23 protein-coding genes are annotated in these 23,337 nt (G+C 67.2%); 6 read left to right on the forward strand and 17 right to left on the reverse strand.

The annotated features are described in order from the left end of the window. Positions 1–270: 270 nt before the first annotated feature. Positions 271–1,332: an alpha/beta hydrolase family protein gene (locus tag O3305_RS07500; protein WP_269575840.1), complete on the forward strand. Its 1,062-nt coding sequence runs from the start codon at positions 271–273 to the stop codon at positions 1,330–1,332. 162 nt (positions 1,333–1,494) lie between these two features. Continuing rightward, positions 1,495–3,132, forward strand: coding sequence for an NAD(P)/FAD-dependent oxidoreductase (locus tag O3305_RS07505; RefSeq protein ID WP_269575841.1), 1,638 nt, complete (start codon positions 1,495–1,497; stop codon positions 3,130–3,132). Positions 3,133–3,215: 83 nt separating this feature from the next. Here the strand turns inward: O3305_RS07505 and O3305_RS07510 are convergent, their stop codons facing one another. Next, positions 3,216–4,187, reverse strand: coding sequence for a DMT family transporter (locus tag O3305_RS07510; protein ID WP_502958190.1), 972 nt, complete (start codon positions 4,185–4,187; stop codon positions 3,216–3,218). 83 nt (positions 4,188–4,270) lie between these two features. Between O3305_RS07510 and O3305_RS07515 the strand changes: the two genes are divergently transcribed. Continuing rightward, positions 4,271–4,759, forward strand: a complete 489-nt coding sequence (locus O3305_RS07515) for an Lrp/AsnC family transcriptional regulator (RefSeq protein WP_269575843.1) — start codon at positions 4,271–4,273, stop codon at positions 4,757–4,759. 43 nt (positions 4,760–4,802) lie between these two features. On the opposite strand, the gene O3305_RS07520 is transcribed toward O3305_RS07515, so the two are convergent. The 6 genes from O3305_RS07520 to O3305_RS07545 form a co-directional block, all read right to left on the reverse strand. Next, complete coding sequence (locus tag O3305_RS07520) at positions 4,803–6,341, reverse strand: HAD-IIIC family phosphatase (RefSeq protein ID WP_269575844.1); 1,539 nt, start codon at positions 6,339–6,341, stop codon at positions 4,803–4,805. Between the two features lie 33 nt (positions 6,342–6,374). Further along, the gene (locus O3305_RS07525) at positions 6,375–7,280 is read right to left on the reverse strand and encodes an NAD-dependent epimerase/dehydratase family protein (RefSeq protein WP_269575845.1); all 906 of its coding nucleotides are present in this window, start codon (positions 7,278–7,280) and stop codon (positions 6,375–6,377) included. After that, entirely contained in the window at positions 7,277–8,383 is a 1,107-nt protein-coding gene (gene proB, locus O3305_RS07530; protein ID WP_269575846.1) for a glutamate 5-kinase, read from the reverse strand. Before proB ends, O3305_RS07525 begins: the two co-directional genes overlap by 4 nt. Positions 8,384–8,451: 68 nt before the next feature. Next, positions 8,452–9,546: an LPS export ABC transporter permease LptG gene (gene lptG / locus O3305_RS07535; RefSeq protein ID WP_269575847.1), complete on the reverse strand. Its 1,095-nt coding sequence runs from the start codon at positions 9,544–9,546 to the stop codon at positions 8,452–8,454. After that, positions 9,543–10,754 (reverse strand): LPS export ABC transporter permease LptF, encoded by a 1,212-nt coding sequence (gene lptF, locus O3305_RS07540; protein WP_269575848.1) that lies wholly within the window; start codon positions 10,752–10,754, stop codon positions 9,543–9,545. The genes lptG and lptF overlap by 4 nt, the downstream gene beginning before the upstream one ends. A 112-nt stretch (positions 10,755–10,866) precedes the next feature. Beyond that, on the reverse strand, positions 10,867–11,517 hold the full coding sequence (locus O3305_RS07545) for a hypothetical protein (RefSeq protein ID WP_269575849.1): 651 nt from the start codon (positions 11,515–11,517) through the stop codon (positions 10,867–10,869). Positions 11,518–11,621: 104 nt separating this feature from the next. Here O3305_RS07545 and obgE point away from each other — a divergent pair, with 104 nt between their 5' ends. Further along, the gene (gene obgE / locus O3305_RS07550) at positions 11,622–12,671 is read left to right on the forward strand and encodes a GTPase ObgE (RefSeq protein WP_269575850.1); all 1,050 of its coding nucleotides are present in this window, start codon (positions 11,622–11,624) and stop codon (positions 12,669–12,671) included. 123 nt (positions 12,672–12,794) lie between these two features. Here obgE and O3305_RS07555 read toward each other — a convergent pair whose 3' ends face one another. Beyond that, positions 12,795–13,898 (reverse strand): fatty acid desaturase family protein, encoded by a 1,104-nt coding sequence (locus O3305_RS07555; protein ID WP_269576474.1) that lies wholly within the window; start codon positions 13,896–13,898, stop codon positions 12,795–12,797. A gap of 152 nt (positions 13,899–14,050) precedes the next feature. Between O3305_RS07555 and O3305_RS07560 the strand changes: the two genes are divergently transcribed. Then, positions 14,051–15,208: a GNAT family N-acetyltransferase gene (locus O3305_RS07560; RefSeq protein ID WP_269575851.1), complete on the forward strand. Its 1,158-nt coding sequence runs from the start codon at positions 14,051–14,053 to the stop codon at positions 15,206–15,208. Positions 15,209–15,346: 138 nt separating this feature from the next. Here O3305_RS07560 and O3305_RS07565 read toward each other — a convergent pair whose 3' ends face one another. The 6 genes from O3305_RS07565 to O3305_RS07590 all read right to left on the reverse strand — a co-directional run bounded on the left by O3305_RS07565 (position 15,347) and on the right by O3305_RS07590 (position 19,051). Continuing rightward, positions 15,347–15,616: a hypothetical protein gene (locus tag O3305_RS07565; RefSeq protein ID WP_184171157.1), complete on the reverse strand. Its 270-nt coding sequence runs from the start codon at positions 15,614–15,616 to the stop codon at positions 15,347–15,349. Between the two features lie 98 nt (positions 15,617–15,714). Further along, positions 15,715–15,981 carry a hypothetical protein gene (locus O3305_RS07570; RefSeq protein ID WP_184171154.1) on the reverse strand — a complete coding sequence of 89 codons (267 nt, stop codon included), beginning with the start codon at positions 15,979–15,981 and terminating at the stop codon, positions 15,715–15,717. Positions 15,982–16,446: 465 nt separating this feature from the next. Then, positions 16,447–17,220, reverse strand: a complete 774-nt coding sequence (xth, locus tag O3305_RS07575) for an exodeoxyribonuclease III (RefSeq protein WP_269575852.1) — start codon at positions 17,218–17,220, stop codon at positions 16,447–16,449. Between the two features lie 13 nt (positions 17,221–17,233). Then, positions 17,234–17,575, reverse strand: a complete 342-nt coding sequence (gene erpA / locus O3305_RS07580; protein ID WP_184171147.1) for an iron-sulfur cluster insertion protein ErpA — start codon at positions 17,573–17,575, stop codon at positions 17,234–17,236. A 76-nt stretch (positions 17,576–17,651) separates the two neighbouring features. Then, entirely contained in the window at positions 17,652–18,392 is a 741-nt protein-coding gene (locus O3305_RS07585) for an SDR family oxidoreductase (RefSeq protein ID WP_269575853.1), read from the reverse strand. Positions 18,393–18,466: 74 nt separating this feature from the next. Beyond that, positions 18,467–19,051, reverse strand: a complete 585-nt coding sequence (locus tag O3305_RS07590; RefSeq protein WP_269575854.1) for a TetR/AcrR family transcriptional regulator — start codon at positions 19,049–19,051, stop codon at positions 18,467–18,469. Positions 19,052–19,211: 160 nt separating this feature from the next. Between O3305_RS07590 and O3305_RS07595 the strand changes: the two genes are divergently transcribed. Next, the gene (locus O3305_RS07595) at positions 19,212–20,558 is read left to right on the forward strand and encodes a DUF1963 domain-containing protein (protein WP_269575855.1); all 1,347 of its coding nucleotides are present in this window, start codon (positions 19,212–19,214) and stop codon (positions 20,556–20,558) included. A gap of 15 nt (positions 20,559–20,573) precedes the next feature. Here O3305_RS07595 and O3305_RS07600 read toward each other — a convergent pair whose 3' ends face one another. From O3305_RS07600 to O3305_RS07610, 3 genes are all read right to left on the reverse strand, one after another. Further along, on the reverse strand, positions 20,574–21,311 hold the full coding sequence (locus O3305_RS07600; RefSeq protein WP_269575856.1) for a TorF family putative porin: 738 nt from the start codon (positions 21,309–21,311) through the stop codon (positions 20,574–20,576). An 11-nt stretch (positions 21,312–21,322) separates the two neighbouring features. Next, a complete protein-coding gene (locus O3305_RS07605; protein WP_269575857.1) occupies positions 21,323–21,760 on the reverse strand; it encodes a hypothetical protein in 438 nt (145 codons plus the stop codon). Positions 21,761–22,120: 360 nt separating this feature from the next. Further along, on the reverse strand, positions 22,121–23,311 hold the full coding sequence (locus O3305_RS07610) for a M23 family metallopeptidase (protein ID WP_269575858.1): 1,191 nt from the start codon (positions 23,309–23,311) through the stop codon (positions 22,121–22,123). Between the last annotated feature and the right edge of the window lie 26 nt (positions 23,312–23,337).

Consider the following 23,337-nt stretch of genomic DNA (forward strand, 5'->3'; position numbering starts at 1 on the left):
GGAAGTTTACGAAGCATGGGCTGAGGGGCGCCGGTTTTCCGCTCCCCTGGTCGCCCGGCCTGCGACCCTGTCGATGATGCCATGCGCGCCCTGCATGGGGAGGAGGGAACCAGACGAAACTTACATTGCAAGCAAGACTCCCGGCCAGGCGGCGACGCTTTGGGCGGCACGGCGTGGCACTTGACTAAAGCACTAACACGGGCGATCACGCTACAAATGTAGCCATGAGGGGATTTCATGAGGGATCACACGCTTTCGCGCCGTTCTGCGATGACCGCGGGCGTCGCCGCCGCGCTCGCGCCTGCCATGCTGCCCTCCCCGGCCCGGGCCGCCGCACCGGCGCCGAAGGCACGCGATTCCGCCCTGCTCGCGCTGTTCGGCCCGATGCCGCCTCGTCCCAAGCCGCAATTCACTGTCCTGGAGACCACCGGGATCGAAGGCGGGCAGCGGCTCAAGATCGAATATCTCGCGGAAGCCGCCTATCCGCCGCTCGGCGAACCCGAGGACCGGGTGCGCGCCTACCTGCTGGTGCCGGCGCACACCGCCGGGCAGAAGCTGCCGGCGATCCTCGCCTTCCACCAGGACGGGCCGCAATATCATATCGGCAAGGCCGAGCCCGCCGGCCTCGCCGGGGATGCCAACCTGTTCTACGGGCTCGACCTGTTCCGCCGCGGCCATGTCGTGCTCTGCCCGGATCGCTTCTACCACGCCGAGCGCCGCCGCAGCCTCGACCCCGCCGCCCCGGCCGACAATGCGCGCGACAGCAAGCTCTACGACCACCGCGTCGGCCAGCTGCTGCTGCGCGGGCGCAACTCGATCGGCAAGGACGTGTTCGACGCGATGGTCGCCACCGACCTGCTCGCCAGCCTGCCCTATGTCGATTCCGGACGGATCGGCGGGATCGGCCACTCGGCGGGCGGCATGGCGATGACCTACTGGATGGCCGCCGACAGGCGCGCCAAGGCCGGCATCTCGTCCTGCGGCTTCTTCGAACTGATCAATTTCTACCGCGAGGACGCCATCAAGCGCCGCTCGGCCGCGATCGCGCTGCCCGGGCTGGCGACGCTGGGTCGCTCGGCCGACTATCTGGCGATGATCGCGCCGCGGAACATATTGCTCACCCGCGGACGCTGGGAATGGGGCACCAGGGGCGAGTGGCGCGAAGCGAGCCTGCGCCATGTCGCCGAGACCGAGGACATGGTCGCGCATGCCCGCGCCAAGGGATCGGGCAAAACGCTGGATGCCATCTATTTCGACGAGGCCGGCGGCAACCACGACTTCCCGCCCGGCGTCCGCGAACAGGCCTATGCCTGGCTGAAGACGAGGCTCTGAACCACCAGCCCCCCGTCACCGGAGGCGGCAACCACGACTTCCCGCCCGGCGTCCGCGAACAGGCCTATGCCTGGCTGAAGACGAGGCTCTGAACCACCAGCCCCCCGTCACCGGAGGCGGCGGGGATTTGAGGCGCGGACGATAAGCCGCTAGAGGCTCGCGATGCTTCGCCTCTCCGGACTCTATCTGCCGCTCGACCATTCGCCTGAGGCCCTGCCCGAGGCGATCGTCAAACGGCTGGGCATCGCGCCCGCCGAGCTGAAAAGCCACGCAGTCTATCGCCGCGGCAATGACGCGCGCCGGCGCAATGCGATCCAGCTGGTCTATACGGTGGATGTCGAGCTGGCCGACGAAGCCGCGGTGCTGGCGCGCTTCCCGGGCGACAAGGACCTGCGCCCTACCCCGGACATGACCTACACCTTCCCGGTGATGGCGCCTGCCGGCTGGAGCGGGCTGCGACCGGTCGTCATCGGCGCGGGGCCGTGCGGGCTGTTCGCCGGGCTGATCCTGGCGCAGATGGGCTTCCGTCCGATTATCCTCGATCGCGGCAAGGTGGTGCGCCAGCGGACCAAGGATACCTGGGGCCTGTGGCGCCGGGGCGAGCTCAACCCGGACTCGAACGTCCAGTTCGGCGAGGGCGGCGCCGGCACCTTCTCCGACGGCAAGCTCTATTGCCGGGTGAAGGACCCGCGCTTCCTCGGCCGCAAGGTGCTGGAGGAGTTCGTCAAGGCGGGCGCGCCCGACGACATCCTGTGGGAAGCGCATCCGCATATCGGCACCTTCCGGCTCGTCACCATGGTCGAGAGCATGCGCCGCACGATCGAGGAACTGGGCGGCGAATATCGCTGGGAGACCCGGGTCGACGATATCGAGCTGGAGCGCACGCCCGACGGCAACCAGAAGGTGCGCGGGCTCCACCTGCACGATCTTGCAACGGGTGCGGGCAGCTTCCTCGAGGCCGATCATGTCGTGCTCGCGGTGGGGCACAGCGCCCGCCCGACCTTCGAGATGCTCCACCGACGCGGCGTGCATATCGAGGCCAAGCCCTTTGCGATCGGCGTGCGGATCGAGCATCCGCAGAGCTGGATCGACCGGGCGCGCTTCGGCCAGTGCGCCGGGCATCCGGACCTGGGCGCGGCGGCGTACAGCCTGGTGCATCACGCCTCGAACGGGCGCAGCGTCTACAGCTTCTGCATGTGCCCGGGCGGGCGCGTGGTGGCGGCGACTTCCGAGGAAGGCCGCGTCGTCACCAACGGGATGAGCCAGTATTCGCGGGCCGAGTTCAATGCGAACTCGGGCCTGGTCGTCGCGATCGATCCGGCCAAGGACTTTCCGGGCGGGCCGCTGGCGGGCATCGAGCTGCAACGGCACTGGGAGGACATGGCCTTCATCGCCGGCGGCTCCAACTATCATGCGCCGGGGCAGCTGGTCGGCGACCTGATTGCCGGCCGCGCCTCGACCGCGCTCGGCGAAGTCATCCCCTCGTACAAGCCGGGGGTGAAGATGACCGACCTGTCGGAGTGCCTGCCGGGCTTCGTGATCGAGGCGTTCCGCGAGGCGCTGCCGGTGTTCGGCCGCCAGATCGCGAACTACGACCATCATGATGCGATCATGACCGGCGTCGAGACGCGAACCTCTTCGCCGGTGCGGATCACGCGGGGCAAGGACCACCAGAGCCTGAACGTGGCGCAGCTGTTCCCGGCGGGCGAAGGCGCGGGCTATGCGGGGGGGATCCTGTCCGCCGCTATCGACGGGATCAAGACGGCCGAAGCGGTGGCGCGGAGCATGATGGGGGCCTGACTCCCTCGTCATGCTGAACTTGTTTCAGCATCCAACGCTCCACCAGCGATATCCTCCGGGGCGCGTTGGACCCTGAAACGAGTTCAGGATGACGGTTGGGGAATTGGGCCCACAAACGGCTCTTTCCGCCGATGCGCCGCGATGCAACTCACCACGCTCGCAACGACCAGCACGAACGCCGCAGCCTCCAGCGCAGTCGGCCCGCGATGCTCCCAGGCGAAGGCATAGAGCAAGGCGAACAGCGTCTCGAAGGTGATCATCTGCCCGGAAAGCGTGAGGGGCAGCAACCGGCTCATCCGGTTCCACAGCGCATTGCCGACGATCGAGGCGAACACCGCCACACCGGCCGATACCGCGACGAACAGTGCCCAGTCACCCGCGCCATGGCCGCGCACGCCCAGCAGCAGTGCGAGCGGGATCAACGCCAGGCTCTGCACGCCGGTGGCGATGCCGATCAGCAGGCTCCAGTCGTGCGAGGACACGGTCTTCACCCGGGCCAGCATATGGTTGTTGTACACTGCATAGGCGCCCCAGGACGCGAGCGCGCCGATCGCGCAGAGCAGGCCGGCGAGCTGGGCGCTGACCGGGCGGGTCGAGGGCAGGAACAGCGCCTGCCAGCCGATGCAGACCGCGCCGGCGGCGCAAAGCAGCAGCGAAGGGGCGAGCCGGGCGAGCGGCACCGCGTCCTTCGCCCGGCTGCCGACGATGGTCACGACGACAGGAAGGAAGCCGATCACCAGCGCGGTGATCGCCGCACCGCCGAGCTGCACCGAGCTGGCAAGGAGGATATAGTAGAGCGTGTTGCCGGAGAGCGCGAGCCAGGCGAGCGCGCGCCACTCCCCTGCCCCCAGCGTGGCGGCAAGGCCGCGCCAGCGCGGGGCGATCAGCACGGCGGAGATCAGGCCATAGGCAAGGTAGCGGCCGATGGTCAGCTCGAGCGGACCGAAGGCACGGGCCAGTTCCGGCGCGAGGAACACCAGCCCCCAGAGCGCGCCGGCAGCGGCTCCGCACAGCACGCCCAGCACCAGTGATCCGCTTTCATTCGGCATGCGCATTCCCTTCCAGGACGGGGAATATCATCATTGCAGCGGGCCGAGCGCTCTTGATTTGCCGTCGGGATGCAACAAAAACTCGCCACATGGCAGGCGAACAGGAAAAATCCCCGCGAGCACTCGACTCGTTCGATCGGGCGATCCTTCGACTCGTGCAGGCGGACAACAAGATGCCGCAGCGCAGGATCGGCGAGGCGGTGAATCTGTCGGCGGCGGCGGTGCAGCGGCGGATCGCGGCGATGGAGACGTCGGGCGTGATCGCGCGCAACGTGGCGATCGTCGATCCCGACGCGGTGCCGCTCACCATCACCTCGATCGTCGAGGTGCAGCTGATCAACGAGCATGCGCCGACGGTGGAACTGGCGCGGCGGATGTTCCTCGACACGCCCGAGGTGCAGCAATGCTATTACGTCACCGGCGGGGTGAGCTTCATGCTGGTGATCGTGACGTCGGACATGCGCGCCTATTCGGCGCTGACCAAAAGGCTGTTCGCGGAGAATGAATTCATCGCCAGCTATCGCTCGCTGATCGCGCTCGACCGGGTGAAGGCGGATACGAGCATCATCATTCCGTGATTTCCTGGGCTGTTCCCCAACGAAAGCCGGGAACAAGCAGGCTTCACGCCGCCTCGGCCTGGCCTTCCCCGCCGCCCAGCGCGACCGCCTCGATCCAGCAATCGACCTGGCCGGCGATCTTCCGGAGCAGGCCGGCATGGAGGTGGGTGACGTCGGCCATCTCGTCCGGTCCGGCGATGTCGGCGACATCGAGCACCCAGAGATGCTCCGGATTCTCGCGCGCGGCCTTTCGCCACAGCGCGTTGAGGCGGCGGCAGCGCTCAGGGCTGAGATTGTGGGTGAGACGATACTTGCCCTCGGGCGCGTCCTCGGGCGGCAGGACGACCAGCATCCGGCGCTCTTGCTCGATCAGCATGATCAGCATCCGGACGAGGCAGGTCTCGTACAGGCCGATATCGACCAGCGGCCAGCGATCGCCCCAACGGCCGCCCAGATAGTCGACCGCGGCGCCATAGACGAGGAAGGGCGGGAAATCCTGGTCGCGCCAACTGCCGTCGTCCATCATCGCCATCGCGAAGACGCGCGGGTGGTGATCGAACTCGATCGCCGGACGGAAGCGGCTGTAATGCGCGATACCGCCGGACTGGCAATCGAACATGACCCGCACCGCCGGCTCGGCCAGCAATTGCGGCGCCTGTTCGGCGAGGATCGCGGCGCGGACCTGCGGATCGTGGAAGTCGGCATCGGCGATCCAGTCCGGCTCGGTACGGTCGAAGCGGCCGTCCCAGGCGCTGGTGTCGATCGCCGGCCATTTCTCGCGGACCTTGGACAGCGCATAAGCTTCCAGGCCCATATGCATGATCCGGCACGAGAATGTGAAATGGGCGAGCTTCTCCGCGGCGCGATCGACCATGACGAAGCCGACCAGCCCGTGGCGGCCATAGGCATCCCAGGCGAAGATCGACCAGCTGTCGAAGCGGACGACATCGATGATGTCCGCCTCCAGCCGCGCCTGCTCGACGCGCGAGCCGGTATAGTTGAGCTGGTTCGAGCGGTTGATCAGGTCGGCGATGCGGAGCGCGAAATCGAGATTGTCCATGAGATAGGGCGCGCTCGCCTGGAGGCCGCAGCTGCGCAGGAACTCATGGTTGGAGAGCGCGGGCACCGCGGCGCGATCGGCCTTGCGGCGCTCCATCATCCGGTAACGCTCGACGCGGCTCTTGGAAGGCGGCGTGAGCGCGAGCAGGCCGGCGAGGTGATCATCGGCATCCGATAGCGTGATCTCGAGCAGCTGGATCTCGGGGATCGCATGGGCGACTTCGCGCAGGTTCGCCGGGTTGTCGTCGACGAACAGCACATCGGCGGGGCGCAGCTGCATGTCGGCGATGATCGCGCGGATCGCCTCCGGCTTGGGGGTGAAGGCGATATGGGGGAAGACGAACTCGTCCCACAGGCCGAGCTCGCGCAGTTTCGCCTCGGCGGTGGCGTGGTCGTTCTTCGAGCAGATCGAGGAGACGACGCCCCGCGCGTTGAAGGCGCGGACCAGCTCGGCACGGTGCCGGTGCAGCTGTACGGCGTCGCCGTCGGCCAGCGTGCCGGACCAGAGCGTGTCGTCGAGGTCCCAGATGATGAGCTTGAGCATCCTTCATTTTAGGATGCTCGGAGGCTCAGCGGGTCACAGCAGCCCCTGCTCGCGATACCAGGCTGCGGTGGCGGCGAGGCCGGCGGGGGTTTCGACCTGCGGCATCCAGAGATTGGCGGGCGGGCGGCGGCTCGAATCGATCACCCAGTCCTGGTGGCAGAAATAGGCGACGCGGTCGGGGGTGAGCTTGGCGTTCTTGCCGCGCAGCAACCGGTCCAGATGCGCGCCGGCCATCAGCAGCGGACGCGGCAGGGCGAAGCTGGCGACGCGCTTGCCGAGCGCGGTGCCGATCGCCTGCGAGAATTGCTTGTGGCTCCAGCCGGTGGGCGTGCCGTCATCCGCGTCGAGGATCTGGTTGCAGCCATCGGTGGTGGCGAGCGCGAGCAGCAACCGGCCGAGATCACCGACCTCGATCAGCGAGATGCGGCCGCCGCGCGGCATGACGGCAAGGCCCTGTTTCGCCAGCTTGAACAGCTCGAGCATCTCGAGGTCGCCGGGGCCGTAGATGGCGGGCGGGCGGACCATCGCCCAGTCGAGGCCGGACTCCATGACGAGCTTGTCGCCTTCCGCCTTGGACCAGCCATAGGCGGAGAGCTCGGGCTCGCGCGCGGCGAGCGAGGAGACATGGACGAAGCGGCGGACGCCCCTGGCCTTGGCCGCCTCCAGCATGTTGCGGGTGCCGTCGATATTGCCGGCGGCGAAGCCGGCCTTGTCGGGCGCATTGACCACGCCGGCGACATGGATGACCGCGTCGGCGCCTTCGCACAGCTCGGCGAGGGCGGGGGTGTTGTTCAGGTCGCCCTGCACCCAGGCGATGCCGGCGCACTCGGTCTGCGGGCGGCGCGTGAGGGCGCGGACCTGGTGGCCGGCTTCAAGGGCAAGGGCGATCAGGCGGGTGCCGACAAAGCCGGTGCCGCCGGTAAGGGCGATGGTGCTCACAGCAGCGCCATATGGCTGCGGTGGACGAGTGTCGAGCGCGGGGCATAGCCGAGCAGCTCGGCCTGATCCTCGTTGCGGCGGCCGAGGATGCGGGTGGCGTCGTCGCTCGGATATTCGGCGAGACCGCGGGCGAGCGGCCTGCCATCGGGCCCGGCGATCACGACCAGGTCGCCCCGCGCGAAATCGCCCTCGACGCGGGTAGCGCCGGCGGCGAGCAGGCTGCGGCCCTGCCCCAATGCCCTGGCCGCGCCGGCATCGACATGGATGGTGCCGTGCGCAGTGATGCCGCCGGCCAGCCAGGCCTTGCGGGCGGGGGCAGCCTTCTCGGCGACGAACAGCGTGTGCCTGGCCTCGGCCGAGAGCGGATGCGCGATCCGGCCAGAGGCGATGGCGAGATGCGCACCGGCGGCATTGGCGATGCGCGCGGCGGCGATCTTCGAGACCATGCCGCCCGATCCCATGCCCGAGGCCGAGCCCCTGTCGGCCATGTTCTCGATCGCACCGTCGATCCGCTCGACGCGCGGGATGTGGACGGCGCCGGGCAGCGCGGGATTGCGGTCGTACAGGCCATCGATGTCGGAGAGGAGCACCACGCCCCCTGCCCCGGCCGCCTGGGCGACGCGGGCGGCGAGCCGGTCATTGTCGCCGAAGCGGATCTCCTCGGTGGCGACGCTGTCATTCTCGTTGAGCACCGGCACGACGCCCAGGCCGAGCAGCCGGTCAAGCGTGGCGGCGGCATTGAGATAGCGGCGCCGATCCTCGAGGTCGCCCAGGGTGACGAGCATCTGCGCGGCGGTGAGGCCGTTCGCGCCCAGCACATCCGCCCAGACGCGGCTCAGCTCGATCTGGCCGGTCGCCGCGGCGGCCTGCGCATCCTCGAGGCTGGCGCGCCCGCCCCGGGCAAGCTTGAGGCGCCGGGCGCCGAGCGCGATCGCGCCCGAGGAGACCACCGCGACCTGCTGCCCTTCGCGCACGCGGGCGGCGATGTCGGCGGCGATGCCCTCCAGCCATTCCCGGCGCACGCTGCCATCCGGATCGACCAGCAGGGCCGAACCGATCTTGACGACGATGCGCGGGCAGGAAGCAGGCGGGAAGAGCGACATGGGCGCCGCTATATGGCCCCCGATCCGCCACGACCAGACAGGAACGCTTGGGGCATCCGCCCCGCCAGCTATTCCTCGGTGCGCAGGAGGACCGCCTCGCCGATCATCAGGAACAGCAGGAACGGTGCCCAGGCGGCGAGGAACGGCGGATAGGCGCCGAGATTGCCCATCGCGAGCGCGAAATTGTCGGCGACGAAATAGAGGAAGCCGAGCGCCATGCCGATCACCGCGCGGACGAACAGCTTGCCAGAGCGCGCCAGGCCGAAGCCCGCGACGGCGCCGAGCAGCGGCATCAGGATCGCCGAGAGCGGGCCCGAGAGCTTGTGCCACAACGCGCCTTCCAGCGCCTCGGTCTGGCGGCCGGCGACCTGCAGGTCCCCGATCGCCTGGTAGAGCGTGCCGAACGACATGCTGTCTGCATCGACATGCGCCAGGGTGAACTGGTCCGGGCGGATATTATGGCCGATCACCACGCTGCCGACCTTGGCCTTCTGCCCGGTCGCGATGGTGAAGCGCTCGGCATTTTCGACGCGCCAGCCATCGCCATCGCGCACGCCGTGCGGCGCGGTGAGAATCCCGGTCAGCGAACGGTCCTGCCGCTCATAGACGGTGATGCCATAGAGCTGCGCGCCGTCGCCGCGCCCGCGGATCTGCTGGACCTGGATCAGGTTGTTGTCACCCTTCACCCAGACATTGCTGCGATCACCGCGATCGATCGGCAGCGGGGCGTAGTTGACCTTCTTCCACTGCTCGAGCGTGGAGGTGGCGCGCGTGACGATCCGGTCGTTGAAGGCGAAGGAGATCGCCGCCACCACCATGCCGGTGAGCAGCAGCGGCGCCAGCACCTGATGCGCCGAAAGCCCCGAGGCCTTCATCGCGATCACTTCGCTGTTCTGGTTGAGCTGGCTGAGCGTCAGGATCGAGCCGAGCAGCACCGAATAGGGCAGGAAGGTCGCGGCGATCTGCGGCACGCGCAGGCTGACATAGCGCCAGATCTCGGCATCGCCGTTGCCGGCATAGGCCAGGATCGTGTTGCTCTCGGTCAGCAGGTCGAGCGACTGGAGGATCAGCACCAGCGCACCGAGGATGGCGAAGGTGCGCGTGAGGAACATCTTCGCCATGTAGGTGGACATGGTCCGGGACGGGAAAAGGCTCAGGATCATGCCGCGGCCTCATCCCTGCGCAGCTTGCGCCGCCGCCCGGGCATGTAGCGCAGGACGAACTTGGTGAGCTTGGAGAACATCTTTTCGAGCCCGCCGATCGGCTGGCCGCCCGGCACATAGGCGATCTGATAGTACATCCACATCACCAGCGCGCAGAACAGCGAGAACGGGCCCCACAGCGCGATGATCGGATCGACGGCGCCGCTGGCCCCGAACGACTGCCCGAACTCGTTGATCTTGTGATAGGTCACGATCATCACGATCGACAGGAACACGCCGAGCGCCGAGGTCGAGCGCTTGGGGGGCACGCCGAGCGCCACCGCGAGGAACGGCAGCAGGAACATCGACACGACTTCCGCCAGGCGGAAGTGGAAGGCGGCGCGGCTGGTCTCGCGATCCTCCTCGCTCGACTGCGGATTGCGGCCGATCACCGCGAGCTCGGGCAGGGTCCGCTCTATATTCTTGCCGCCACGGGTGCGGAACTGCTCGTACTTGGGCAGCGGAATCGGCAGGTTGTGCGTGGTGAAGGTCAGCACGCGCGGCACCGGCGAGCCCTTGTCCTGATGGACCAGCGTACCGTTCTGCAGGCGGAAGATGATGACGTCGGGATCATCCGAGCGCAGGAACTGGCCGCTCTGCGCGGTGACCGCGACCGGCGTGCCGTCCTTCGTCATCATCTGCACGAAGATGCCCGAGAGCTTGCGGCCCTCGTCCTTGCTCTCCTCGATGCGCATGGTCATCTTGGCGCCGAAGCTGGTGAACTCGCCCACCTTGATCGAGGCACCGAGCGCGCCCGAGCGCAGCTCGAAGCGGAGCTGCTCGTAATTGTAGCGCGACCAGGGCTGGACGAAGCCGACGATCGCCAGGTTCAGCGCCGCCAGCGCCAGCGCATACATGAAAGGCACCTTGAGCAGGCGGGTATAGCTGATCCCCACCGCGCGCAACACGTCGAGCTCCGACGAGGTGGCAAGGCGGCGGAAGGCGAGCAGACAGCCCAGCATCAGGCCGATCGGGATGCCGAGTCCGAGATATTCGGGAAGCAGGTTGGCGAGCATCCGCCAGACGACGCTGACCGGGCCGCCCTCGGTTGCGACGAACTCGAACAGCCGCAGCATGCGGTCGAGCACCAGCAGCATTGCCGAGATCAGCAATGTCGAGATCAGGGGCACCGCGATCAGCCGCGCCATGTACCGATCGATCGAGTTCATCTGCGCGCGACGGTTGCCTTGGTTTCTTCTCGCCGGCGCATGCGAGCGCCGCCTCCATGAACCGAAAGCCTATACCTCCGGTTCCCGGCAGCGCCAGCAGGAAAGTTGCGCGTCAATAGCGCGAGGACGGATTCCTGGGCGTCACATCGGCACCTTTCGGATCGAGCTTGCCCCTGTCGGGATCGATCATCGGTGCGGCCGCCGCCGACTGGGCCTGGCGCTGGCGCATCTGCTCGACCTGGCGCTGCCCTTCCGCATAGCCCGGCCGGGCACGCAGCTGGCGATCGAAATCGAGGAAACGCTCGACCGAGCTCACTGCCCTGCCATTCTCGATCTGGACGATGAACTCGTCGAGCACCTTCTCCATCGCCGCGCGGACCTGCGGGTTGTAATTGGCCATGGCGGCCCTGCCCTTGAAGTCCGCATCGAAGGAAAGCTTCGTCTTGCGGCCGTCCTCCAGCGGCTCGAAGCGCAGCCTGAGGTGGATCGCCTCCGCCCCGTCATTGCTGACGCGATAATCGATCTCCTTCGAATCGACGCTCGTCACCTTGGGCCAGCTCACGCCCTTTTCCGGCGTCGCGCCGCCGGGGCCATAGCCGGTCCAGCTCTCCTTCGCGCCGTTCAGCACCAGGTCGAAGCCGCGCCAGGTATCGTGCGGCGTCGCATTCACCGTGCGGACGATGTCCGGCGCCTGATAGGCAGACACCGCATAATAGCCTCCGCCGCCCAGCAGCGCGCACCCGATCAACGCCTCACGGATCATTTGCCCCAATCCCCGGCCTGTTTCGGCGGCGATTGTCCCGCGCCAGCGTAAATAGTCCGTCACCATGGGGTGACGAATTTGCGACATTCGCCTATGGGCCTGCGATGCATTTCCTGGACCAGGCAAAGATCTTCGTCCGCTCCGGCGCGGGCGGCCCGGGCGCCGTCAGCTTCCGGCGCGAGAAGTTCATCGAATATGGCGGCCCCGACGGCGGCAATGGCGGCAAGGGCGGCGACATCGTGTTCGAGGCCGTTGCCGGCCTCAATACGCTGATCGACTTCCGCTACACCCAGCATTTCCGTGCGCCGCGCGGCCATGGCGGCGCGGGCTCGAACCGCACCGGCGCGGGCGGCGACGACCTTGTCATCAAGGTGCCGATCGGCACCCAGATCCTCGCCGATGACGAGGAGCGCTCGCTGCTGCTCGACCTGACCGAGGAGGGCCAGCGCGTCGTCTTCCTGCGCGGCGGCGACGGCGGCCGCGGCAATGCGAGCTACAAGACCTCGACCAACCGCGCCCCGCGCCAGCACGGCACCGGCTGGCCGAGCGAGGAAGCCTATGTCTGGCTGCGCCTGAAGCTGCTCGCCGATGCGGGTCTGGTCGGGCTGCCCAATGCCGGCAAGTCGACCTTCATCAATCAGGTGACCAACGCCCAGGCCAAGGTGGGCGCCTATGCCTTCACCACCACCCGCCCCCAGCTGGGCGTGGTGCGCCACAAGATGCAGGAATTCGTTGTCGCCGACATTCCCGGCCTGATCGAAGGCGCGGCGGAAGGCGCCGGCATCGGCGACCGGTTCCTCGGCCATATCGAGCGCTGCCGCGTGCTGCTCCACCTGGTCGATGCCAATGACCCCGATGTCGCCGAGAGCTACCGGATCGTGCGCGGCGAACTCGAAGCCTATGGCGCGGGGCTGGTCGACAAGCCGGTGATCGTCGCGCTCAACAAGATCGACACGCTTGACGACGAGCTGATCGCGGCGCTTTCCGCCGAGCTGGAAGAAGCCAGCGGGAGCACGGTGATCCCGATCTCCGGCGCCAGCGGCGTCGGAGTCGACTGGGTGCTCGACAAGCTGCTCGAGGAAATCGGCGGCGAGCATGACAAGGTCGCCGAAGACGACGAGGGCGAGGAAGCGATCGAATGGTCGCCGATTTGAGGTTCTGACGCCGAAACCCTCGTCACCCCGGCCTTGAGCCGGAGTGAAATTGGAATGAATCCAAAAACGCAAAAAGGCCGGGCATCGCTGCCCGGCCTTTTCTGTTTCAGCCCGTCCGCTGGCTCAGCGGGCGCCCATCGTGCTGGCGGCGAGGCGATGCATCAGCCCGCGCAGCGTGGGGTAGTTGGCCTTGTGATAGGCGGACGCCTCTTCCAGCGCGGTCGAGATGCGGCGGTGCGCCTCGTCCAGCGCGTGATAGGGCAGGCTCGGCAGCAGATGGTGCAGCGCGTGGTAGCGCAGGCCGACCGGCGCCCAGAGATAGGCCAGGAAACCCGGCGTCGGCACGTTGACGCTGTCGAGATACTGGGCCGTCACGGTGAGCGGCTCGCCGTCATTCTCCCAGAGATGCGCCACGAGGGTGCGGACCTGGTTGATCACCGCCACGCCGGCGACCACCGCAAGGTAGACGCCGAAGGCGTGCAGCGAGACAACACCCGTCGCCACCGCGGTGATCAGCGCGATCGAGAAGATGCACGCGCCGGCTTCCTGCCAGTACCACTGGGTGCGGAACTCGCCCTCGGGCGCACGGCGCGAGAATCTGGGGTTGATCTGCAGGCCCGAATATTTCGCGACGACGAGGCGGCGCAGCGGCGGGATCACCAGCGACAGCGGGGTGAGCACGCCGAAGCGGATCAGCATCGCCACCGGCAGCAGCATCGAGACGAGCAGGAACATCGGCAGCGTCCACGGCTTCATCAGCGCGAGCGGCAGATATTCGGGATCCTCGACCGTGCCATAGCGGGTACGCGCATGGTGCATGGTGTGCACGCCTTCGTACATGAACGAAGGCACGAGCAGCGGCACGCCGAGGATAAGGTTCCACACCAGCCGGAAGTTCGGCAGCAGCGAATGCTTGAGGTGCGTGATCTCGTGGATGAACAGGCTGGCGCGATAGAGCGCGAGCACCGCCACCACGCCGGCGACCAGCGCCAGCGGCCAGGTCGGCGCCAGGATCGTCGCGGCGAACGCGGCATAGCCGATGCCGGCCGAGACGAGCATGTCCGTCCAGTAGATGCGCTTGTTGGGCGTGTGCAGGTCGCGCGTCAGCTCGGCCGCCGCGCGCAGCATCGCGCGATCGTCGGGCACGCCGGAAAGCTTGATACGCGCCGATGCCGGGGCCGTTTCCAGCTCCGCATCGTCGATCTTCAGGGCAAGCGATTTCGTCATGATGTCTGCCATTTGGCGGGAGATAGTGGCTTTATGGTGGCATTCCAGGGGTCAGGTGGAGGCATCCCCCGCCCCGAAACGCCGCGCTTGACACTGGCCCCGTGGCGGAAGACTGCATTGCGCTGAATCAAACCAACAGAAGGGCTTTTCCCTTGCCCAGCGGCCCGCTCAGCATCCGTCCCGTCTCTTCCAAGCGCGACACCAAGCAGTTCATCGAGATCGCCTATCGCCTCAACGGCAACGACCCGCACTGGGTGCCGCCGCTGCGCGACGAAGTGGCAGCGACGATCAGCCCGAAGAAGAATGGCTGGTTCAGCCATGCCGAGGCGCAATATTTCCTCGCCGAGCGCGACGGGGAGACGGTGGGCCGCATCTCGGCGCACATCGACTTCCTGGCGCTGGAAATGCCGCCCGAACAGGGCTTTGGCCCGGGCACCGGCTTCTGGGGCCTGTTCGAGGCGGAAGACCAGAACGCCGCCAAGGCACTGATCAACGCCGCCGAGGACTGGCTGCGCGGTAAGGGCATGACCAAGGCGCTCGGCCCGGTCAGCCTGTCGATCTGGGAGGAGCCCGGCCTGCTGGTGAAGGGGCATGACCACTCCCCTACCGTGCTGATGGGCCATCATCCGGCGCATTATCAGGCCTGGATCGAGGCGGCAGGCTACAAGGAAGCCAAGAAGCTGCTCACCTATGAGCTCGACGTCACTCAGCAGTTCCCGCCGCTCGTCCAGCGCATCGTCGCGGCCGGCGAGAAGAACGAGCGCATCAACGTGCGCATGGTCGACAAGTCGAAGTTCGACCAGGAAGCCGAGATCATCCTCGCCATCCTCAACGATGCATGGTCGGACAATTGGGGCTTCGTGCCGCTGACGCCGCCCGAAATCGCCGATGTGGGCAAGAAGCTGAAGCCGCTGGTGTTCAACGACCTGATCCGCATCGCCGAATATGACGGCGAGCCGGTGGCGTTCATGGTCACCCTGCCCGATCTCAACGAGCCGCTGAAACCGCTCAAGGGTTCGCTGTTCCCGTTCGGCTGGGCCAAGCTGCTGCTGTGGCTGCGGCGCCCCAAGGCGCGTACCGCACGCGTGCCGCTGATGGGCGTGGTCAAGCGGCTGCAGAGCTCGCGCATGGCGAGCCAGCTGGCCTTCATGATGATCGAATATATCCGCCGCGCCGCGGTGGAGACCTATGGCGCGAGCCGGGGCGAGATCGGCTGGATCCTGGACGACAACCAGGGGATGAATGCGATCGCCAGCGCGATCGATTCCCGCATCAACCGCGAGTACGTCATTTACCAGAAGCCGCTCTGACGGCGCTGGTCCTGCACGGCCACGACCGGCCTGTTCCCGGTTGCAATGGGAACAGGCCGGTGCCGGCCTGGGGACCGGAAGAGCGCTACCCGCGGCGGCGAACGCTTACAAAGCCGCCGCGGGCGCCCTCCCTGGGCTTCAGCGCGCCTGCTTCTTCAGCTCGAGCGGGTCGACACCCTGGTCGAGCCAGTCGGCCCGGGTACGGCATTCCTGCTTCTGGATGCGCGTTCCGGTCGCAGCTTCAAGATAGATGCAGTATTTGCGGCTGTCGGCCTTCGCCGCAGCAACCTCCTGCTTTGACTTGACCGGATCATTCACGGCAGCGGCGGCGGGGGAGACGGCACCGGCGACGAGAGTTGCACCAGCCAGCAGGGCGGCTGCGGCGGAGAAAATGGACTTGCGGGTCATGATGGGGATTCCTTGGGATCGGGGGGCACGAGCGGGCGAACGGTTGAATGCGAGGGGGCGTCGCGAACCGTTCGCCGCACGGGGACGGCGGGGGCCGCTCAGTCCTTCTTGAGGGGATCCTTACCGGTCAGCGCGATCCAGTCGGCGCGGGTGTGGCACTCGCGCTTCGGGAACATCGTGCCGGTCGACGGGCCCTGGACGCAGTACTTCTTCTGCATCGCCTTGTCGGACTGATCGTCGGACTTCTTCGGGGCTTCCTTGGCCGGATCATTGCTGCGCGCCATGGCGGGCGAAACCGCGCCGGCGACCAGGGTAACGGTGGCCGCGAAGGCCAGGCAGGCGGACTGGATGGGCTTGCTGATCATATCCTCAACTCCTCTACTTGCAGACATGACAGGCGCTCCTTCCCGCCTGTGCCCCATGCTTCGCAATCGGCGTGCCAGTTTTGAGAGTTTCGGAAATTCAATGACTTAGCCCATTATGACTAAGTGATGACGTGCTATAGCACGGTAATACACGCCAAATATTGGGATTTTCGCTGACCCGCCGTCCGGAAACGGACAATGGCACCGTCCGGAAGCGGACGCGGCGGACAGACCGGCGTCGTCCGGAGCCGCTTGCAATGTAGGATTTCGCCTGTTTGGCTCATGCGGCCGGGCGCAGTATCGGCCGCTCTTTGACGCTGTTGGACGAATAGGATCCCGCGCACGTAACAAGGTTGCGTAGCGCGCCGTAATCCAATGTATCCGGCCGGCCTGGAGCCGGCCAGAAACGCTTCCTGGCCTGTACTTCGTGTACTTTCGCGAGTCGGAGCCGAGCGCGTGTTGGAACTAGCGGAGCGAGACCCAGGTCGGCGCGTGGTCGCTGGCCTTTTCCCGGCCGCGATATTCCTTGTCGACACCGGCGCCCAGGAAGCGATCGGCGGCGATCGGGCTGAGCAACAGGTGATCGATGCGGAAGCCCGCATCACGCTGCCAGGCGCCCGCCTGATAGTCCCAAAAGGTCCAGATGCCGCCGCTCGGATACCGGGTGCGCAGCGAATCGGTCCAGCCATGGGCGAGCAGGGCGCGGTAGCGCTCGCGGCTCTCGGGCTGCATCAGCGCATCCTCCTGCATGGCGCGCACCGAGAAGGTGTCGTCGTCATTGGGGATGACGTTATAGTCCCCCGCCAGCACCACCGGTCGCTCCTCGGCGAGCAGCGCGCGGGCACGATCGGCCAGCCGCTCCATCCACTTGAGCTTGTAGTCGAACTTGGGACCCGGCTGGGGATTGCCGTTGGGCAAGTAGATCGAGGCGACGACCAACTCGCCGATCTCGACTTCGATATAGCGGCTATGGACATCCTCGGGATCGCCCTCGAGCCCGCGCTGGCGCTCGACCGGCTGCTGCCCCTTGGCCAGCACCGCGACGCCGTTGAACCCTTTCTGGCCATGCCAGACCGCGCCGTAGCCGAGGGATTCGAAATCCCCCACCGGGAGCGTTTCGTCGGAGCTCTTGAGCTCCTGCAGGCAGACCACATCGGGCTGCTGCTCGCGCAGATACTCGGTCAGGCGTTCCAGGCGCGCCTTGATGCCGTTGACATTGTAGGTGACGATCTTGGGCAAGGTCTCTTCCGCCTCAGACCGAGAAGCTGGTGCCGCAGCCGCAACCGGACGCGGCATTGGGATTGATCACGGTGAAATGCGCGCCGCCGAGATTGTCGACGAAATCGACGCTCGACCCGCGCACCAGATCGAGGCTGATCGAATCGACGACCAGCTTCACCCCGTCGAGCTCCGCCACGCTGTCATCGCCTTCCACCGCATCGGCGAAGCCGAACTTGTACTGGAAGCCCGAACAGCCGCCCCCCTCGACCGAAAGGCGCAGGATCGCCGGCTTGCCCTGCTTCGTCGCAATCGCCGCGACACGGGCGGCGGCGGACGGGGTCAGGCCGATCTCGGGCTGGGTAAGCGTTGCCATGGCGCCGAGATAGGGTAGCGAGGCCCGCGAAGCAATGCATGCGGGCGGCAACCGGAGGGGCACCGCCCTGCCCGGCCTAGAGCACCCAGCCGCCATCGATGGTAAGACTCTCGCCGGTCATGTAGCCGGCATCCGGCCGGGCCAGCCAGGCGATCAGCCCGGCAATCTCGGCCGGGCGCCCCACCCGCCGCATCGGGCTCTTCTCGACGAGCATGTCGAGCGCATCGGCGGTCATGTCGGTCGCCGTCGGCCCCGGCTGGACATTGTTGACGCTGATCCCGCGCGGCGCGAGATCGAGCGCGATCCCCTTCACCATCGCCGCGACCGCTGCCTTGGTGAACTGATAGACGCTCGAGCCAGGGAAACCGGTGCGCACCGCGGTGTTGCTGCCGATCGTGATGATCCGCCCGCCCTCGGGCAGATGCGCCGCGGCAGCCTGGATCGCGAGGAAGACGCCGCGGATGTTGATCGCGATCATCTGGTCGAGCTCTTCCAGGCTGACCGTATCGACCGGGCCGAGCCGCAATATGCCGGCATTGACCACGACGGTATCGAGACCGCCGAAATGCGCCACCGCCTGCTCCACCGCCGAACGGATCGCGGCGGGATCGGCGCTGTCGGCCTGGATCGCCAGCGCCGCGCCGCCCGCTTCCCCGATCTTGCCGACCAGCGCCTCGGCCGCATCGGGCCGCGAGACATAGGTGAAGGCGACGGCATGCCCCTCCTGCGCCAGCCGCTCGACCGCGGCCGCGCCGATCCCGCGCGAGCCGCCGAACACCAGCGCGACCTTGCGCGCTGCACCTGCTTGAACGTTCATCTGGATTTCCTTTCTTGATAGATCAGTCAATAATTAGGCAAATGAAGATATTCCCCGGGCGACGCGCCCCTGCCTCAGCCCTTGCGCAGGCGATCGACGGCGAAGCGGGCCATGGCGGCGAGATCCTCCGAACCGGCGCCACCGCGCGCGGCGAGCTGGAGCCCGGTCATGGTCATCTGGATGAAGGCCGCGGTCTGGACAGAATCGAGACCGGGATCGATCTCCCCCGCCCCCTGCCCCTCGCGGATACGGTCGGCGATGCGCGTGCCGAGCAGGGAGCCGGCCTTGCCGCGCTGCTCGACCAGCGCCGGATCGCCGGTGCCGAACTCGCTCACCGAGCCGACGCCCATGCAGCCAAGCGCACGCTTGGCATCGTCCTGGGGCGTGAGGCCGTGCAGCAACTCGTACAGGCCCTCGATCGGCGATGCCCGGGAATCCAGCCGCCTCAGGTGCCCGCTTATCGTGCCGCGCTGATAGGCGGCCAGCGCCTCGCGATAGAGGTCCTGCTTGCCGCCAAAGGCGTTGTAGAGGCTCTGACGCCCGATCCCCATCGCCTGGATCAGATCGTCGGTGGAGGTTGCCGCAAAGCCCTTGGCCCAGAAGACGCGCATCGCCTTCTCCAGAGCCGCATCCCGATCGAATTCGCGTGGTCTCGCCATGGTCGCGACTTAAGAATTGTGGAACGATTAGTCAATAACAGATAATCGGAACCGCTATGGCGCGAAGCTGCCCCTCCGCATTGTCGCCTCGCCCTGCTCAAGCTAGCCTTCCAACCTGGGGGGCGCCGATCCGCAATCGGCCGCAAAAGGGGGAGCGTTGATGAGCGAGGCAGCCGAGCGGATCATAGACAAGTTGCTGGCCCGCTATCGCCGGGACGCCGTGCTGCTCCACCGCCCCTATCCGCCGCACACCGCGCCGCGGACCAACAGCAAGTTCGGCGGACTGCCCAGGCTGCCCGAGCATCATGAATGGCCGCGCATGCCATCGGGCGTGCCGCTCCATTTCCTCGCCCAGATCGATTGCGCGGACATCGGCCATCCATCGCCGCTTCCGGAGCGCGGCGTGCTGTTCTTCTTCGGTCGAAGCGATGACGAGCAGGTCTGGTATGCGGATCGGCCGCACGAAGCCTGCCGGGTGCTCTATGTCCAGGATGCGTTCGCGCTGACGCCGCCGCGTGCGGCCCCGGACGATCTTCCGCCCATCGGCGGCTTCTATCCGCCGCCCTTCGCCCGGCCCTTTCTCCGGGACGGCGAACCCGGCCCCAATCTCTATGTCGAATGGCCGATCCAGCCGCTCCGGTTCGACAGCTGGCCGGACGGCAGTGCGGTACACGAGGCGATCTCGCCTCCCTTCGACTGGGGACGGCTCAACCCGGCGCGACTGTTCGGGAAGCCAGGCTTTCCGGCATGGGTGGAGCGTGCCGGCGAAATCGAGGAGATTGTCGAGGAATATGACGAGGTGCTGGAGCGCAGGCGGGACGCCGAATATTACCGCGCGACGCAGGAGCCCCGGCCCGAGCAGGAATGGAACGGGCATTCGACCGCGGTCGCGCTGCAGCTCTACGGCGACGACGCTGCGCCCGATGCCTTTCCGCAGCTCTGGTCGCATGTCGATTTCTTCTGCCGGGCGCTCACCACGCAGATCGCGGATGGCCGGACCGGTTTCGACGACCCAGCCGCTACGACCTCAGCTGCGCAGGACTGGATCGCACGGGCTCGCGGCAAGCCGGCGAGCGATACGGTGGCCGGCGCGGACCGTGCCGATTTCCGTGCCTGGATCGCATCGCTGCCCAGGCACCCAAGCTTTCCGTTCAATGGTATCGTCTCGAATTCCATCACCGAGGCGAGCGCCTCCGTCATCCGCGCCTTCGCCGGCAATCCCGAGCGCGCGTCGCTGATTTCCCGGTCGACCTATGACATCATGGCGCCGCTGTTCTGCGGGGGATCCGTGTTCGGCGTCCAGTTCTCGCAGATGCTCGGCCATGCGCCTTCCGCCCAGGAAGCGCTATCCGTGAACGATCCGACCGTCTGCCTGTTGAGCCTGTCGACGGACGGCGGGCTCGGCTGGATGTTCGGTGATGTCGGCGAATGCACCTTCTGGATCACGCCCCAGGACCTGGCGCGCCGCGATTTCAGCCGAACCTGGGGGACGATCGAGGGACACTGAGATTCCCCGGCCGCCTCAGAACGACAGCCGCACCCGCCCCATCACCCGGTCTCCGCTATTGCCGAGATCGGCAAAGGGCGAGCTGGTCGTCCGGCGGGCGAAGTCGGTGCCGACATAGTCGATACCGAGCGTGAAGGGGAACTTGTTGAACTCCAGCCCCAGCCGCCAGTCGGTATAGGTGCCGAGCGGACGCAGGCGAGCGGCGCGGAGCGGATCGTCGGTGGTACCCGAGCTGCGGCCGATCGAGGCCGAGGCGGAAAGCGGCGTCGCCGGGACACCGGCATTGGCCGAGGCGAATACATAGAGATTGTCGCCGCCGATCGCGCGCTGGTCGGGCGCATAGACGGCGCCGGCACCGAGCTGGAGCGGCCCCAGCGTGTAGCTGGCGCGACCGCCGAGCTCGACATAGTCCATCCGCTCGCGCGCGCCGGTGAAGACATGGGCGGTCACATGGCCCCGCAGCCGAAACGGGCCGGCATCGGTTGCCGCGCCCAGTTCGAGGTCCGCCGCCGCATCGGCGCCGGCATGCCGGGTCGAATCGCGGGTGCTGACGATGCGCGCGGAGGCGTCGAGCGCGCCGAGCGCGACCAGCGCATCCGCCGATGCCGCCACGCGGCCCTCGCTCCAGGTGAGGCCGCGACGGCTCTCGTCGGTCGCGAGCTCGACGCCGCCGGACAGGTCCTGGGCATGCGCCGCACCGCCGACCAGGGCCGGAAGCAGCGCGACCAGCGATATGAACTTGATACGCTTCACCATCATCCTCTTCAGCGGCCCGCGCCCCTCGGCTCGATCGCCGCCTTCAGCACGTCCCGGTCCTCCCCGGCGACCGCCAGCAGATGCGTGCGGATCTCCTCGGCGCGGCGGGCGACTTCGCGGTTCACCGCGGTGTCACTGGCGCCGCACCAGCCGGGACGGCTGCCTGCGAGGATCGCCTTGCGATCGATACTCCGGCTCAAGCGCTGTGCCTCGCCGAAACGTGCCTCGCGATCGATGCGCAGATGCGCCCGCCAGCTGCAACGCAGTGTCGACGGAACGCCCGCCTTGGCGACCGAGCCGAGCTGGCGACGAACCAGCACGACGCGCGCGCGGTAATGCGTGTCGATGCTTTCGCCGGCATGATCGAAGCGGGCGCGATGCTCGAGGGTGGAATGGACAGGTTCCGTGGCTGCAAGCGCCAGCCCGAGCGCGAGAACGATGCTCATGGGTTCATCTCCTGCGGCGCACCGGCTCTTGGCGGCCGGCGTCTGTCAGGCGGATGGACAAGGCTTGGGGCGGGCGCAACCGGCGCGGTGCGGAGGAAACACTTCCTCACAATGCGGGGGAGGCATGCCCCCCGGGGGATGCCATTCCCTATCCTTTCGTCATTCCCGCGAAGGCGGGAATCCATTCTGGCGAGCAACAGTGAGTCTCGTTGCCACCAGCGGCAATGGATCCCCGCCTTCGCGGGGATGACGATAAGAAGGGCGAGGATGACGATGGGGAGGACAAGCAGGTCGACCGCCCCCCAAAAGAAAAGGGGGCCGCCTTCGCGGGCAGCCCCTCTTCCTCTCCTGAAATCAGGCTTACTTGTTCTTCGCCGGGCCGCCGACGCCGCCCTGGACGCGGTCCTGCACCGAGGCGAGATACTCGCCGGTCTGCAGGAAGGGGATCGGGTTCACGGCCTTGCCATCGACGCGCACCTCATAATGGAGGTGGCTGCCGGTCGAGCGGCCGGTCGAGCCCATCAGGCCGATCAGCTGGCCGCGCTTCACGCGGGTGTTGTCGGCGACGAGGATCTTCGAGAGGTGGCCATAGCGCGTTTCGATGCCGCGGCCGTGGTTGATCTGGACGAGGTTGCCGTAACCGCCCTGGCGGCCGGCATGGCTGATGACGCCGTCGGCGGTCGCGTAGATCGGGGTACCAATCGCGCCGGGGATGTCGACGCCGGCGTGCATCGCCGCGGTGCCGCGGAACGGATCCGAGCGGACGCCATAGTTCGAGGTGAAGGTGAGCTTGTCGACCGGCTGCATCGACGGGACCGAGATCACCGTCTGCTCGAGCACGTCGAGCTTCTTCCAGGTGACGAACAGCGCGCGGAACTGGGCGTCGGCGGCTTCGGCCGAAGCGTCGCTGCCATTGGCGCCGTCATTGTCGATCGGCTCGTACGGGCCGCCCATCGCGGGGACCTTGACGTAGCGCTCGGGCGACAGGCCGAGGCGGCGGAGTTCGCCGGCGGTGCGCTGGTAGCGGGCTTCGCCGGCGGCGCGGGCCTTGCCGGCCATCGCGACCTGGCGGGCCTCGACCTGCTTGAGCGGCGCGAGGACTTCGCTGGCGACGGCGCTGGTGCGGGCCGAAGCATTGGGGAGCGGCTGCTCGATCACGGCGCGGTCGCCCTTGCCGGTGAGCGTGGCGCTGATCAGGGCCTGGTGCTGCTCGACGCGCGCGGCCTGGAGGCGGGCGGCCTCCTTGGCGGCGGCGACATCGGCCTGCATCTTCTCGACCTGATCGCGCATCTGGGCAACCTGCGCCTCGGGCGACGAGGGCGTGCCGGTCACGCCGCTGATCGCGATCGCGCCGACGGCGGCCTGGGCCACGCCATAGGCGGAGAACAGCACGGTGACGGTGCCCACGCCTGCGAGCAGCGCCTGGGTGCGTCCGGCGATGCTGAAGCGCTTCAGGTCGCGGCCGTCATGGAAAATAAAATCGCGGGTAGTGAAGAAAGCACGGAACCGCTGAGCAGCAGTAGCGGTTTTGGTGTTCGACGCCTTGGCCATGATTCCCCGGCAAGTTCATGGAAGTC

The organism is Sphingomonas sp. NIBR02145 (assembly GCF_027359115.1).
Classification (GTDB): domain Bacteria; phylum Pseudomonadota; class Alphaproteobacteria; order Sphingomonadales; family Sphingomonadaceae; genus Sphingomonas; species Sphingomonas kyeonggiensis_A.

What these genes read in the sequence shown, in the direction of transcription:
- O3305_RS07500 (WP_269575840.1), top strand. Translation starts at nt 271, where the DNA reads ATGACCGCGGGCGTCGCCGCCGCGCTCGCGCCTGCCATGCTGCCCTCC.
- O3305_RS07510 (WP_502958190.1), bottom strand. Translation starts at nt 4,187, where the DNA reads ATGCGCATGCCGAATGAAAGCGGATCACTGGTGCTGGGCGTGCTGTGC.
- O3305_RS07555 (WP_269576474.1), bottom strand. Translation starts at nt 13,898, where the DNA reads ATGACGAAATCGCTTGCCCTGAAGATCGACGATGCGGAGCTGGAAACG.
- O3305_RS07570 (WP_184171154.1), bottom strand. Translation starts at nt 15,981, where the DNA reads ATGATCAGCAAGCCCATCCAGTCCGCCTGCCTGGCCTTCGCGGCCACC.
- O3305_RS07520 (WP_269575844.1), bottom strand. Translation starts at nt 6,341, where the DNA reads ATGCTCAAGCTCATCATCTGGGACCTCGACGACACGCTCTGGTCCGGC.
- O3305_RS07505 (WP_269575841.1), top strand. Translation starts at nt 1,495, where the DNA reads ATGCTTCGCCTCTCCGGACTCTATCTGCCGCTCGACCATTCGCCTGAG.
- erpA (WP_184171147.1), bottom strand. Translation starts at nt 17,575, where the DNA reads ATGGCAACGCTTACCCAGCCCGAGATCGGCCTGACCCCGTCCGCCGCC.
- O3305_RS07605 (WP_269575857.1), bottom strand. Translation starts at nt 21,760, where the DNA reads ATGAGCATCGTTCTCGCGCTCGGGCTGGCGCTTGCAGCCACGGAACCT.
- O3305_RS07515 (WP_269575843.1), top strand. Translation starts at nt 4,271, where the DNA reads ATGGCAGGCGAACAGGAAAAATCCCCGCGAGCACTCGACTCGTTCGAT.
- proB (WP_269575846.1), bottom strand. Translation starts at nt 8,383, where the DNA reads ATGTCGCTCTTCCCGCCTGCTTCCTGCCCGCGCATCGTCGTCAAGATC.
- O3305_RS07585 (WP_269575853.1), bottom strand. Translation starts at nt 18,392, where the DNA reads ATGAACGTTCAAGCAGGTGCAGCGCGCAAGGTCGCGCTGGTGTTCGGC.
- O3305_RS07595 (WP_269575855.1), top strand. Translation starts at nt 19,212, where the DNA reads ATGAGCGAGGCAGCCGAGCGGATCATAGACAAGTTGCTGGCCCGCTAT.
- O3305_RS07545 (WP_269575849.1), bottom strand. Translation starts at nt 11,517, where the DNA reads ATGATCCGTGAGGCGTTGATCGGGTGCGCGCTGCTGGGCGGCGGAGGC.
- obgE (WP_269575850.1), top strand. Translation starts at nt 11,622, where the DNA reads ATGCATTTCCTGGACCAGGCAAAGATCTTCGTCCGCTCCGGCGCGGGC.
- lptF (WP_269575848.1), bottom strand. Translation starts at nt 10,754, where the DNA reads ATGAACTCGATCGATCGGTACATGGCGCGGCTGATCGCGGTGCCCCTG.
- O3305_RS07565 (WP_184171157.1), bottom strand. Translation starts at nt 15,616, where the DNA reads ATGACCCGCAAGTCCATTTTCTCCGCCGCAGCCGCCCTGCTGGCTGGT.
- O3305_RS07590 (WP_269575854.1), bottom strand. Translation starts at nt 19,051, where the DNA reads ATGGCGAGACCACGCGAATTCGATCGGGATGCGGCTCTGGAGAAGGCG.
- lptG (WP_269575847.1), bottom strand. Translation starts at nt 9,546, where the DNA reads ATGATCCTGAGCCTTTTCCCGTCCCGGACCATGTCCACCTACATGGCG.
- O3305_RS07610 (WP_269575858.1), bottom strand. Translation starts at nt 23,311, where the DNA reads ATGGCCAAGGCGTCGAACACCAAAACCGCTACTGCTGCTCAGCGGTTC.